11 protein-coding genes are annotated in these 12,711 nt (G+C 73.3%); 5 read left to right on the top strand and 6 right to left on the bottom strand.

Annotated features, from left to right (window positions below):
* Positions 1–22 precede the first annotated feature (22 nt).
* Positions 23–1,477: a PucR family transcriptional regulator gene (locus ACQPYD_RS05510; RefSeq protein ID WP_433700043.1), complete on the bottom strand. Its 1,455-nt coding sequence runs from the start codon at positions 1,475–1,477 to the stop codon at positions 23–25.
* 188 nt (positions 1,478–1,665) lie between these two features.
* Between ACQPYD_RS05510 and gabT the strand changes: the two genes are divergently transcribed.
* Positions 1,666–3,003, top strand: coding sequence for a 4-aminobutyrate--2-oxoglutarate transaminase (gene gabT / locus ACQPYD_RS05505; RefSeq protein WP_433700042.1), 1,338 nt, complete (start codon positions 1,666–1,668; stop codon positions 3,001–3,003).
* Positions 3,004–3,060: 57 nt separating this feature from the next.
* On the opposite strand, the gene ACQPYD_RS05500 is transcribed toward gabT, so the two are convergent.
* A complete protein-coding gene (locus ACQPYD_RS05500; RefSeq protein ID WP_433700041.1) occupies positions 3,061–4,668 on the bottom strand; it encodes a PucR family transcriptional regulator in 1,608 nt (535 codons plus the stop codon).
* 194 nt (positions 4,669–4,862) lie between these two features.
* Between ACQPYD_RS05500 and ACQPYD_RS05495 the strand changes: the two genes are divergently transcribed.
* Together ACQPYD_RS05495 and ACQPYD_RS05490 are read left to right on the top strand one after the other, a co-directional pair.
* Positions 4,863–6,149: an aspartate aminotransferase family protein gene (locus ACQPYD_RS05495; RefSeq protein ID WP_433700040.1), complete on the top strand. Its 1,287-nt coding sequence runs from the start codon at positions 4,863–4,865 to the stop codon at positions 6,147–6,149.
* A 137-nt stretch (positions 6,150–6,286) separates the two neighbouring features.
* Positions 6,287–7,795 (top strand): CoA-acylating methylmalonate-semialdehyde dehydrogenase, encoded by a 1,509-nt coding sequence (locus ACQPYD_RS05490; protein WP_433700039.1) that lies wholly within the window; start codon positions 6,287–6,289, stop codon positions 7,793–7,795.
* Positions 7,796–8,036: 241 nt separating this feature from the next.
* Here the strand turns inward: ACQPYD_RS05490 and ACQPYD_RS05485 are convergent, their stop codons facing one another.
* Together ACQPYD_RS05485 and ACQPYD_RS05480 are read right to left on the bottom strand one after the other, a co-directional pair.
* Complete coding sequence (locus ACQPYD_RS05485; RefSeq protein WP_433700038.1) at positions 8,037–8,282, bottom strand: hypothetical protein; 246 nt, start codon at positions 8,280–8,282, stop codon at positions 8,037–8,039.
* A 240-nt stretch (positions 8,283–8,522) separates the two neighbouring features.
* Entirely contained in the window at positions 8,523–9,332 is an 810-nt protein-coding gene (locus ACQPYD_RS05480; RefSeq protein WP_433700037.1) for a carbon-nitrogen hydrolase family protein, read from the bottom strand.
* Between the two features lie 146 nt (positions 9,333–9,478).
* On the opposite strand from ACQPYD_RS05480, the gene ACQPYD_RS05475 reads away from it, so the two are divergent.
* Positions 9,479–9,790 (top strand): hypothetical protein, encoded by a 312-nt coding sequence (locus ACQPYD_RS05475; RefSeq protein WP_433700036.1) that lies wholly within the window; start codon positions 9,479–9,481, stop codon positions 9,788–9,790.
* Positions 9,791–9,802: 12 nt separating this feature from the next.
* Here the strand turns inward: ACQPYD_RS05475 and ACQPYD_RS05470 are convergent, their stop codons facing one another.
* Positions 9,803–10,273, bottom strand: a complete 471-nt coding sequence (locus ACQPYD_RS05470; RefSeq protein WP_433700035.1) for a hypothetical protein — start codon at positions 10,271–10,273, stop codon at positions 9,803–9,805.
* Between the two features lie 25 nt (positions 10,274–10,298).
* On the bottom strand, positions 10,299–11,396 hold the full coding sequence (gene rlmN / locus ACQPYD_RS05465) for a 23S rRNA (adenine(2503)-C(2))-methyltransferase RlmN (RefSeq protein ID WP_267948370.1): 1,098 nt from the start codon (positions 11,394–11,396) through the stop codon (positions 10,299–10,301).
* 200 nt (positions 11,397–11,596) lie between these two features.
* Here rlmN and ACQPYD_RS05460 point away from each other — a divergent pair, with 200 nt between their 5' ends.
* On the top strand, positions 11,597–12,682 hold the full coding sequence (locus tag ACQPYD_RS05460) for a suppressor of fused domain protein (RefSeq protein WP_267948369.1): 1,086 nt from the start codon (positions 11,597–11,599) through the stop codon (positions 12,680–12,682).
* Positions 12,683–12,711 lie beyond the last annotated feature (29 nt).

The raw sequence follows: 12,711 nt of genomic DNA, 5'->3' as shown, positions 1-12,711 counted from the left end.
CCGTGCGCGGCGCCGGCCCGGCCTACCGGCCGGGAACGCCGCGGAGGCGGAGGGCGATCCAGAGCTCGGCGCGGTGGTCGGGATCGTCCAGGTCGCCGGGGAGCAGCTCGCGGATGCGGTTCATCCGGTAGCGGAGCGTGTGGCGGTGGACGCCGAGGGCCTCCGCGGCCGCGTCCCAGCGGCCCGACGCGGCGAGGTAGGCGCGCAGCGAGGCGAGGAGCTCGGCGGCGGCCCGCTCCCGGAGGAGCGGCGCGAGCAGGTCGCCGGCCATGCGCGCCCCGGCGGGGCTGTCCGCCAGGCCGAGCAGCCCGCCGGGCAGGTCGCCGACACGGACGATCCGCTCCCCGGGGCCCTGCGCGGCGGCGGCCTCCAGCGCGCGCTCCGCCTGGGAGAGCGCCGGGGCGAGGTCGCCGTAGGCCGCCGGGTCGCTCACCCCCACCGGCCCCTCCAGGACCTCCCGGAGCACGTCCTCGCCGATCTCCGAGCCCGCCAGCAGCAGCGCGTTCCCGCCGACCTCGGTGACCAGGACCCCCTCGGGCGGGTGCGCCGGACCGACCCCTCCGGCGGCGGCCACCACGACCGGAGGGGCCGGAAGCGTCCCCCGGAGCCGCTCCGCCCCCGGGTGGAGCGGGTCCAGCGCTCCGGTGAGCAGGGCGGCGAGCACCCCCTCGTGCACCCGCGCGGTACGGCTGTGCGCGGTGCGCTCCAGCTCCAGGGAGAGCAGCGACACCGCGGCATTGACCAGGGTGCGCTCGTCGGGGCCCAGCACGCCGCCGGTGCCCACGACCAGGAAGCCGCGGACCTGGCGGCCCGTCGCCAGGGGTTGGGCGGACACCTGCTCCCCGAGGGAGGTCAGGGACACGCTTGCGCGCACGCCCGCGTCCCGCAGCCGGTCGAGCTCGGGCCCCAGGCCCGCCGCGCGTCCGGCCGCCGACGCGGGCGCCGCGTGGCGGACCGAGCCGTCCGCGGACAGCAGCAGCACCCAGGCCCCGAGGTCGCGGGCCAGGAGGTCCACGATCGCCGGAGCCCCCGTGAGGGCGGCGCGGGTGAGCCCCCGCTGCGCGGCGAAGGCCCGGCTGAGGCCTTCGTACTCCTCCTTGGCCAGGAGGCGGGAGACCTCCTTGCCGACCGCGATGAAGGGGGTCTCCCTGCCGACCTCGACCAGGGCGAGCCCGTACTCGTCCGCGGCCCCGCGGAGCTGTTCGGGGGTCTCCTCCAGGACCACGCCGACGGCGAAGCCCAGCGCGGTGATCCCGCGCTCGGCCAGGCGCCGCGTGTAGTCGCGCAGGTCGGGGACCCCGCCCGCCCAGCGCACACCGGTGGTGAGGAGGAGCTCGCCGCCCTCCAGGTAGGGGGTGGGGTCCTCCAGCTCGCTGACGGCGACCCACTCCACGCGCCGGTCCTGGTTCTCCTGTCCCGCGAGCAGGCTCAGCCGCAGGTGCGGCGTCCGCAGCAGGGCTCCCAGAGTCGGGGGCATCCCTGTCTCCCTCCAGACGTGTCCGTCGTCCGAACCCCGCCGCAGTGGCGCAAGGCCCTCCACCGATTATCCACTGTGTCCATGCACGCTCCGCCCCGGCCGTCCTAGTGTCAGGCGAGTCGGGGAGCCCACCCCCGGCCGGCCCGCATCCGTTCCACCCCGTGCCCACCGCAGAAGGAGGCAGCCGCATGGCAGCGACCCAGGTCGTCCAGTCCCGACGGATCGTCACCGAGATCCCCGGCCCCAAGTCCCGCGCCGTCCAGGAGCGCCGCAGCTCGGCCGTCGCCCAGGGCGTCGGCAGCGTCCTGCCCGTCTACGTCGAGCGCGCGGGCGGCGGCATCGTCGAGGACGTCGACGGCAACGCGCTCATCGACTTCGGGTCCGGCATCGCCGTGACCAACGTCGGCAACGCCGACCCCCGGGTGGTGGAGCGCGCCGCCGAGCAGCTCGCCCGGTTCACCCACACCTGTTTCATGGTGAACCCGTACGAGGCGTACGTGGACGTGTGCGAGGCCCTCAACCGGATCACCCCGGGGGACCACGAGAAGCGGTCCGTCCTCCTCAACTCCGGGGCCGAGGCCGTCGAGAACGCGGTGAAGATCGCCCGCAGCGCGACCGGCCGCCAGGCCGTCGTGGTGTTCGACCACGCCTACCACGGCCGCACCAACCTCACCATGGGGCTGACCGCGAAGAACATGCCCTACAAGCAGGGCTTCGGGCCGTTCGCGGGCGAGATCCACCGCATGCCCATGGCCTACCCGTACCGCTGGCCGACCGGTCCGGAGAACTGCGGCCCCGAGGCCGCCGCCATGGTCGTCGAGCAGATCACCAAGCAGATCGGCGCCCGCAACGTCGCGGCCGTGGTGATCGAGCCGATCCAGGGCGAGGGCGGTTTCATCGAGCCGGCGCCGGGCTTCCTGCCCGCGGTGGCCGAGTTCTGCCGCGCCAACGGGATCGTGTTCGTCGCGGACGAGGTGCAGACCGGCTTCGCGCGCACCGGCGACATGTTCGCCTGCGACCACGAGGGCGTCGTCCCGGACCTGATCACGACGGCCAAGGGCATCGCGGGCGGCCTCCCGCTGGCCGCGGTGACCGGCCGCGCCGAGCTCATGGACGCCGTGCACAGCGGGGGCCTCGGCGGCACCTACGGCGGCAACCCCGCCGCGTGCGCGGCGGCACTGGCGGCGCTCGACGCGATCGCATCCGACGACCTGGTCGGACGCGCCCGGGAGATCGGCGAGCTGATGCTGGGGCGCCTGCGCGAGCTGGCCTCCCGGCACGACGTGATCGGCGACGTGCGCGGCCGCGGCGCGATGATCGCGATCGAACTGGTCGAGGGCGAGGACAAGGCCCCCGCCCCCGAGGCGCTCGCCAAGGTCCTGGCGCACTGCCACTCCCAGGGGCTGATCCTGCTGAGCGCGGGCACCTACGGCAACGTGATCCGCATGCTGCCGCCGCTGGTCATCGGCGACGACCTCCTGCACGAGGGTCTGGACATCCTGGCCGAGGCGTTCGACCGCCTCTGACCGGTCCCCGGCGGCGCCGGGCCCCGCGGGGCCCGGCGCCGCCGCGTTCCCGGGGCCTCAGCGCTCGTCGCGCACCGAGTCCAGCGACAGGAGCGCCACGTGCAGGGACACGCAGGTCTCCACCGAGTCCAGGTTCGCTTCGAGGACGTGGGAGACGCGCCGCAGCCGGTCGTAGAACGCGGGGCGGGACAGGTGGGCGCGGTTCGCCGCCAGCGCCTTGTTGCGGCCGGCGCCGAGGTAGTGGCGGAGCATGTCGGTGAGGTCGCTCCCGTGCCGGGCGTCGTGGTCCAGGAGGGGGCCCAGCTCGCGCTCGACGTAGGTCTGCAACCGCTCGTCGTCCCGGAACAGGTGGAGCAGGCCGCGCAGGTGGAGGTCGGGCAGCCGGTAGAAGGGCCGGTCGTCGCTCTGGCGGACGGCCACGTCCCCGACCTGGCGCGCCTCCAGGAAGGAGCGCCGCACCTCCCGGATGCCGTCGACGGAGGAGCCCACGGCCAGCACGGCCGCGTCCCCGATCGCTCCCCGCACCCGCTCGGAGAGCATGTACAGGGTCGGGTCGAGCCGCTGCCTGCCGGGCAGGGCGAGCAGGATCCCCACGCGCAGGTCGTCCAGCGAGCCGACCAGGGCGGGCAGGCGCAGTTCGCGGCACGCGCGCGCGGCCCCCTCCGCCGTGTCGGACAGCCGGGCCTGGGCGGCGAGGCCGGTCCCGCTCTCGCGCAGGCGCAGCACCACCCCCACGAGCTCGCGTCCGTTGAGCGGGACGCCCACGGCCCGGGCCCGGACCAGCGCCTCCTCCGGGTCGGAGTAGGCGCGGTCGATGATGCCCGCGATGATCGTCCGGTGCGTCTGCCGCTCCAGGCTCTCCTCCTGGCGTTCGAGCAGCCGGCCCAGGGCCAGGGTGGTGGCGGCGCGTTCGATGAGCATGCTCTGGCGCGGGGTGGGGCCGGCCCCGGCGACGAGGATCAGCCTCCCCCAGTCCTGCCCGCGCGCCCCGACCGTGGTGACCAGCCACCCGGTGGCGGGCACGTGGACGGTGCGCGAACCCGAGCGGACGGCGCGCGAGCGGCTCTCCCAGGAGGTGAGCAGGGTGCCGGGGTCCTCGCCGTTGAGGTCGCAGGCCAGCACCTGGTGGGTGAGGTTCTCCAGGACCACGGGGCAGCCGGACAGCTGGGCCACCTCGTGCAGGATGCGGCCGGCGTCGGCGCCCTCCACCGACAGCTGGGTGAACACCGAGTGCAGCTTCTCGGACTCGCGCAACTCCTCCAGCTGCTCGTTCACGACGCGGATGTGCACGGCCTCGGTGATCTCGACGAACCTGGCCTCGCGGTCCAGCAGGACGACCGGCACCCCGGCGTCGCGGGCGGCGTCGAGGAAGGCGGGGGGCAGCTCGGCGTGGTACTTGCGCCCGAGCTCGACCGCGATGCCGCTGACGCCCACGGCGGCGAGGTCGTCGATGTAGCGGCGGAGGGCCTCGGGGTCGTCGGGCAGGGCGATGCCGGTGCTGAGCACCAGCTCACCGCCCCGGAGCAGGTGGGCGAGGTCGGTGACCTCGGCGATGTGGACCCAGCGCACGGCCACGTCGTCGAGCAGTTCGGCCCCGACCACGACCCGGGGGCGGGCACGTCGCAGGGCGGGGAGCCGGAGGACCTCGGCGAGGGTGGGGAGCACCGGCCCATTCTAGGAGACCGCCCCGGACGCAGTGTCGGCGCTGGGCCGCCCGTCCTTACACGGTGTCCGCGCCGCGGACACACGTCCCCGGGTCGGAGCGCCTCCGACCGTCCTTGACAGAGCGTAAACCCGGCCACCATGTTGTCAACACGGTGATCCTGGCCATCCGGGTGGGAGCGGGCGAGACTGGAGCCATGTCGGAACTTCTCTCGCGCCACCGCGCGGTCATGCCCTCCTGGCTGCCCCTCTACTACGACTCCCCGCTGGAGATCACCAGCGGCAAGGGCGCCCGTGTCACGGACGCCGACGGCAACACGTACCTGGACTTCTTCACCGGCATCGTGACCAACATGCTCGGCTACGACGTGGCCGAGGTCCGGGAGGCCGTCGAGCGCCAGATCGCCAAGGGGGTCGTGCACACCTCCACGCTGTACCTGATCCGCAACCAGGTCGAGCTGGCGGAGAGGATCGCGGGCCTGTCGGGCATCCCGGACGCGAAGGTCTTCTTCACCAACTCGGGCACCGAGGCCAACGAGACCGCCCTGCTGCTGGCCACGTTCGCGCGGGGGAGCGACGAGGTGCTGGCGATGCGCGGCAGCTACCACGGGCGCTCCTTCGGCACCGTGGCGGTGACCGGCAACCGTGCGTGGAAGAACTCCTCCCTGTCACCGCTGAACGTGCACTACCTGCACGGCACCGACCACGCCGCTCCCGCCTTCCGGGGGATGTCGGACCGCGAGTACGTCGAGGCGTGCGTCGCCGACCTGCGCGACGTCCTGGACACGGCCGCGCCCGGCGTGGCGTGCCTGATCGCCGAGCCGATCCAGGGCGTGGGCGGGTTCGCGATGCCGCCGGACGGCCTGTACGCCGCGTACAAGGAGGTGCTGGACGAGCACGGCATCCTGTTCGTGTCCGACGAGGTGCAGACGGGGTGGGGCCGGACGGGGACGAGCTTCTTCGGCATCGGCAACCACGGGGTGACCCCGGACGCCATGACCTTCGCCAAGGGGCTGGGCAACGGCTTCGCGGTGGGCGGTGTCGTGGCACGCGGCGACCTGATGGACCGGCTGGGCGCGCTGGGCGTGGCCACCTTCGGCGGCAACCCGGTGGCGATGGCGGCCGCGGGGGCGACCCTGGACTACGTGCTGGAGCACGACCTCCAGGGGAACGCGCGGCGGCAGGGCTCCCTGATCATGGAGGGGCTGAAGGCGCTGACCGCCCTGCCGAGCGTGAAGGACGTGCGCGGCAAGGGGCTGATGTTCGCCGTGGAGATGTCCGACCCCGCCACGGGCGCCCCGGCGCCGGCGCTGGCCGGACGGGTCCAGGAGGAGACCCGGGAGCGGGGGCTGCTGGTGGGCAAGGGGGGCGTGCACGGCAACGTGCTGCGGATGGCCCCGCCCCTGACGCTGTCGCAGGAGGAGGCCGTGGAGGGCCGCGACGTGCTGCTGGACGCGGTGCACGCCGTGAACGACGGGGCCTGAGGCCCCCGCGGGGCCCGGTGTGCCGGAGGGGCCGGTGTGACTGCGGGTCCCCCATTCAGGGGATTCCCCGGCCCCCTCCGCGCACGCCCGCGTCCCCGCACCTGTGGACAACGCCTGTGGACGAGGAGAGGGATCACATGAGCAAGCACGTCACCCACTGGATCGGCGGGCGCGCCCACGAGGGGGCCGCCGGGCGACGGGGCGACATCCACGACCCGGCGTCCGGCCGGGTGTCGGGCACGGTCGACCTGGCCGGGGCCGGGGAGGTCGACGCGGCGGTCGCCGCCGCGCGGGAGGCCTTCCCGGGATGGCGGGACACCCCGCTCTCCCGGCGCGTGCAGATCCTGTTCCGCTTCCGCGAACTCCTGGCCCGCGACCAGGACCGCCTCGCGGAGCTGATCAGCGCCGAGCACGGCAAGGTGTTCTCCGACGCCCGGGGAGAGGTGGCCCGCGGACTGGAGGTCGTGGACTTCGCCTGCGGCATCCCGCACCTGCTCAAGGGCGGCTACTCCGAGAACGTGTCCACCGGCGTGGACTCCTACTCGATCCTCCAGCCGCTCGGCGTGGTCGCCGGGATCACCCCGTTCAACTTCCCCGCCATGGTGCCGATGTGGATGTTCCCGATCGCCATCGCCTGCGGCAACACGTTCGTGCTCAAGCCCAGCGAGAAGGACCCGTCGGCGGCCGTGCTGCTGGCCGGGCTGTGGGCCGACGCGGGGCTGCCCGCCGGGGTGTTCAACGTCGTGCACGGCGACAAGGAGGCGGTGGACGCCGTCCTGGAGCACCCCGGCGTGGCCGCGGTCAGCTTCGTGGGCTCCACCCCGATCGCCCGGTACGTCTACCGGACCGCCGCCGGGCACGGCAAGCGCGTGCAGGCGCTGGGCGGGGCCAAGAACCACATGGTGGTGCTGCCCGACGCCGACCTGGACCTGGCGGCGGACTCGGCGGTGTCGGCCGGTTTCGGCTCGGCGGGCGAGCGCTGCATGGCCGTCTCGGCGGTGGCCGTGGTCGACTCCGTGGCGGACGGGCTGGTCGAGAGGATCCGCGAGCGGGTGTCCCGGCTGAGGGTCGGTCCCGGCGACGACGACCGCAGCGACATGGGCCCGCTGGTCACGCGGGAGCACCGCGACAAGGTCGCCTCGTACCTGGAGTCGGGGGTCCGGGAGGGCGCGACCCTGGCCATCGACGGCCGTTTGCACCCGGTCCCGGACGGGGACCCCGGCGGCTTCTGGCTGGGTCCCTCTCTGCTCGACCGCGTCGGCCCGGAGATGGCCTGCTACCGGGACGAGATCTTCGGCCCGGTGCTGAGCGTGCTGCGCGTGCGCGACTACGACGAGGCGGTGGGGCTGGTCAACGCCAACCCGTACGGCAACGGGACCGCGGTCTTCACCAACGACGGCGGCGCCGCGCGCCGGTTCCAGAACGAGGTCCAGGTCGGCATGGTCGGGATCAACGTCCCGATCCCCGTGCCGGTGGCCTACTACTCGTTCGGCGGATGGAAGCAGTCGCTCTTCGGCGACTCCCACGCGCACGGCACGGAGGGTGTCCACTTCTACACCCGCACGAAGGCGGTCACGGCGCGCTGGACCGACCCGGGGCGGCGGCCCTCCGGCGGCGTCGACCTGGGGTTCCCCACCAACGGCTAGTCCGAGTTCGGGGAAATACCGGACGGATGTCTCTCACTGACGGTCGACGGGGGACGACACGGAGTATCGTTGTCCCCGGACGCCCCTCACGGGGCGTGTTCGGCGGCGTCGGCCGTCACAGGAGACCATCCGGGATAGACGCGCTCATTTCCCCTCCTCCCCGATGGAAGCGGGCGCGTCAGCGGAAGCGCTCCGGGTCCGTCTCTCCCCCTGGACCCGGAGCGCGACCGTCCTGCCGCTCCTACCGCACCGCGAACAGCCGTTCACCGGCGGGTATCCCCGGATCGACGCCGATGATCCCCGCACACTCCTCACAACCGAAGACGCGGCTTCCGTCCGGCAGCTCCCCGAGGACCTTGCGGGGCCGCGGCCACTTGGCGTGGCAGACGACGCAGGCATCCCCCGTGCACTGCGCCCCGCTCAGCGATCCCGGGTCGTAGACGTAGGTGTCGTGTGAGTCGTCAGGCAGCGTGTCTGGATCGCACATCGTGCTCGTTCCGCGCAATGTCCTTGCTCCCCCCGTGGTTTAGGACAGTCTGGCGGGCCGATAGTTACCGGCTCTTTATTGAATCAGAAGCGCTGGGCGCCTGGAAGGGTCCGGACCGAACTAAATCACTCCGTGCAGGGAGATCATAACCCTAAGTGATCAAGTCTGGGAAGACCCCTGTCATCAACTGCATGTTCATACCCTTTGTCTGATATCTACAACGGACTCGCAGCGCGCCCTTCAGCCCGAAGGACGCTCGCAGACCGAGAAACGGCGCAGTGACAGCGCGGGATTGATCCCCCGCACTTCCTCGACCCTGTCGGCCGAAACCTGGGCCGTGGCGATCGCGAAGGACTGCTCCCCCAGGGCCGCGACGGGGGTCCCCATCGGGTCGACCACCATGCTGTTGCCCGATCCCGTCGGGGCCGCCTGGCCGGACGCGGCGACGTACACGGTGTTCTCGACGGCACGGGCGCGGGCCAGCGTCCGCCAGTGCTCCTCCTTCAGGGGGCCGGGGACCCACTGCGCCGCCAGCAGCACCACGTGAGCCCCCGCGTCGACGATCCGCCGCGTCACCTCGGGGAAGCGCAGGTCGTAGCAGGTCTGGAGTCCGAACACCACGCCGTCCACGGCGAAGGTCTCCGGCTCCTCGACGGGCCCGGGCCTCAGCACGTCCGACTCCCTCGCGCCGAACGCGTCGTACAGGTGGATCTTGCGGTAGCGCGCCACCCGGTCCCCGCCCGGGGAGAGGGCCACCAGGGTGTTCGTGAAACGCTCCGGGTCCTCCCCCGCCTCGTTGACGCCCAGGACGACGTGCACGCCCTCCCGGCGGGCGGTGTCCGCGGCCGACGAGACGAAGGGGCCGTCCAGGGGCTCGGCCGCCTCGACGTAGCGGTGGTCCATGCGCGACGCCGTGAACATCGCGTACTCGGGGAAGAGGACCACGCGCGCCCCCTCCGCGGCGGCGCGCGCGGTCAGCCGCGCCACCGAGCGCTGGTTCTCCGCCTTGTCCCGCCCGGGGGCGAACTGGGCGACCGCGACCTGCACCATGGACCTCTCCTCGTGGTTGTGGGGGCGCCCGGGGGCGCCGTGACCCGAGTGTACGACCGCTTCCCCGCCCGGCCCGGCCCGGCGGCGGACGCGGGTGCGCGACGCCCTTGCCGAGCGCCTGAACACGTGTTCAGCGTGATGGGCCTGTGTCCGGCCCCCGGAGGGGGGAGGGCTCCGGCGACGTCGCCCTGACCGCGCTCCTCGTGGGCGCGGCGCCGCGCCTGGCCCCCCTGGGGTGGGCATGGCTCGCGTACGGCGTGCTCGTCTCGGTGTTCGGCGGGCTGCTCGACCCGGACGGCCGGGTCATGGGCCTGAGGGCGTTCGAGACGATGCCGCGGCTGCCCGTCCCGGTGGGCGGACACGGTGGCCCGCCCCCCGGGTGTGAGCGGGACGGTGGTGCGGGGGCGGCCCGCAGTGCGACCGGCGGGCTGCGGGGGTGGGCCCCGGCGACCGCCTGACCCCGGCCCGGATCAGGGCAGGAAGGACATCGCCCAGGCGGGGGCGAACACCACGACGAGGAACCGCGCGGTGCGGGTGGCGAAGGTGACCGCGGAGAACAGCACGACGTTCATGCGCACCACCCCGGCCAGCACCGACACCACCACGAACGGCGGGACGCTGGCGAAGGAGCTCAGGGCCACCAGCCCCGCGCCCCAGGCGGGTCGCGCCTCCGCCTTGCGCCGCCATCCCTCGGCGCGCTCCGCCCACTTGCCCGGGGTCTGCGCCTTGCGGCGCATCCACGGCACGGCGATCGTGCCCCGCCCCACGTAGAAGTAGGGAAGTTTGCCGAGTGTCTGCCCCAGCCCCGCGGCGACGGCCATCGCGACGAGGGCGCCGTCGTCCATGGCGACGACGGCGCCCACCAGGTAGATCTCGATGTTGATCACCGGGACGGCCCCGGAGACGAGGGCGACCGCGAAGGCCAGCGCTGTCTCGATCACCTGCCGCCCCCGGGCCCGGCCCCGGTCAGTTCTCGGCCGCCGCGAGCTGCCCGCAGGCCCCGTCGATCTCCTGTCCGCGCGTGTCGCGGACCGTGACCGACACCCCGTGCGCCTGGAGCCGCCGGACGAACTCGCGCTCGTCCTCCGGCCGCGAGGCCGTCCACTTGGAACCGGGGGTGGGGTTGAGCGGGATGAGGTTGACGTGCACCAGGTGGCCCTTGAGGAGCTTGCCGAGCAGGTCGGCCCGCCACGCCTGGTCGTTGATGTCCTTGATGAGCGCGTACTCGATGGAGACCCGGCGGCCGGTGGTCCCGGCGTAGCGCCAGGCGGCGTCCAGGACCTCCCCGACCTTCCAGCGGGTGTTGATCGGCACCAGCTCGTCCCGCAGCTCGTCGTCGGGGGCGTGCAGGGAGATCGCGAGGCGGACCTGCATCCTCTCGTCGATGAGCTTGTTGATCGCGGGCACCAGGCCGACGGTCGACACGGTCACGCCGCGCTGGGAGATGCCCATGCCGTTGGGCACGGGGTCGGTGATGCGGCGCACCGTCTGGAGGACGCGCTTGTAGTTGGCCATGGGCTCCCCCATGCCCATGAACACGATGTTGCTGATCCGACCCGGCCCCCCGGCGACCTCGCCGCGCGCCAGGTCGCGGGCGCTGGCGACGACCTGCTCCACGATCTCGCCCGTGGACAGGTTGCGGGTCAGGCCCGCCTGGCCGGTGGCGCAGAACGGGCAGTTCATGCCGCAGCCGGCCTGTGAGGAGATGCACAGGGTCACGCGGTCCGGGTAGCGCATGAGCACGGACTCGAACAGGACCCCGTCGAACGCCTTCCACAGGGTCTTGCGCGTCATCCCCTTGTCGGCGGTGACGTGCCTGACGGGCGTCAGGAGGGTGGGCAGCAGGGCTTCGCCGAGGCGTGCCCTGGACTCCGCCGGCAGGTCGGTCATCGCTTCGGTGTCCGACTCCAGCCCGCCGAAGTAGTGCTTGGCGAGCTGCTTGGCACGGAAGGGCTTCTCCCCCAGTTCGGTGACGACCTCGGCCCGCTCCTCGGGGCTGAGGTCGGCCAGGTGCCGGGGAGGCTTGGCACGGCGCGGGGCGACAAAGGTGAGCTCGGCGGGCATAGAGAGTCCGTAAGGGGTGGAGTCGATGGTCTCGGCCCGGCGCGGGTGGCAGCGGCTCGGGTCGTTATACGACCTATACGCGGCTGCGGTGCAGCTCCGCCTGTCAGGGCACTACCGTCGATTCTACGCACTGTGTGGACGGCCCGGACGAGTTCGTCCACCAGCCACGACAATCAGGGGATCGGCGCGTTGGAGGGCCGGTGACAGGGATCGACGTCCTGCTCGACGAGATCAGCCCGTACCAGAGCCGCCGTGTCGTGGTGGAGTGCGACTCACACACCACGGCCGCCTACCTGCTGGACGCCCGGGGCCGCATCCGGGTGCCCGTGTGGCTGGCCAACCACGAGATGGCCCCCCGCACGAGCGAGTCGGGCGGGCTGTACGAGGGCCAGGCGCCCCTCATGCCGGAGGCGTACACCAAGCACCCGCAGGGCCGCCCCCGCTTCGACCCCTCGTGCCTGCGCGCGGTGTGGTTCGAGGAGGGCGACGGCGTGGCCCTGGTCGACGAGGAGGGCCTGCTCGCGGTCATCCCCGGCTGGGCCGAGGCGGACAGCGGGCTCCCCGGCTACGCGCGGGAGGCCATCGGCCGCAGCGCCTACGCCTGGGAGCTGGACTCGGTGCGCGGCCAGCTGTGGCCGCGCGTCGTGCACGCCGAGGCCTACTGGGACTGGCGCCGGGCCTCGGGGGCGTGGCGGAGCGTGCAGCGCACCGTCCTGAGCCACCTCAACCGCCGCGTCGGCGAGCCCGGCCACTACTGGGACGTGTCCGACGGGCACCCGCCCCTGCTCCGCGTGTCCGAGCGCCCGCCCACGGCGGAGCGCCCGTTCACGGTCCTGTCCACCGTCGGGATGTGCGGCCAGCGCATGCCCACCCTGGACCGCTACATGGCCAACACCTCCCAGCACGCGCGCGTCGAACTGGCCCTGGCCACGACCATGCCCGCCCACCGGGCCGCCAGGATCTTCCGGTGGATCGGCGCGTTCCCCTGGCGGGCGGTCACGTGGTTCGGCACCGGCCACACGGTGAAGTGGCTGGACAACCCCGAGGACCGGGCGATGCGCGGCGGCGCGGGCGCGGTCCTGCTGATGGAGGACCCCGCCCCCCTGGTCGCGCACCCCGACCACCGGCCGCTGGACACCTCCGGGCTCTCCTTCCAGGGGGATCCGGTGCGCTGGCTGTGGATCGTGCCGATCACCCGGCCCGAGCACCTGTTCGCCAAGGAGCACGACAGCGCCACCCTCGTCGAGAAGCTGGCGGCCGAGGGGCGCAGCTGGGTCCTGGAGTAGCCCCGGGCCGGGGAGGCGGCGCCTCCCCG

Source organism: Nocardiopsis sp. CA-288880, from assembly GCF_050955985.1.
GTDB classification, from domain to species: Bacteria; Actinomycetota; Actinomycetes; order Streptosporangiales; family Streptosporangiaceae; genus Nocardiopsis; species Nocardiopsis tropica.
The sequence above is the reverse complement of the archived record's forward strand: the minus strand, read 5'-3'. Positions and strand labels throughout refer to the sequence as shown.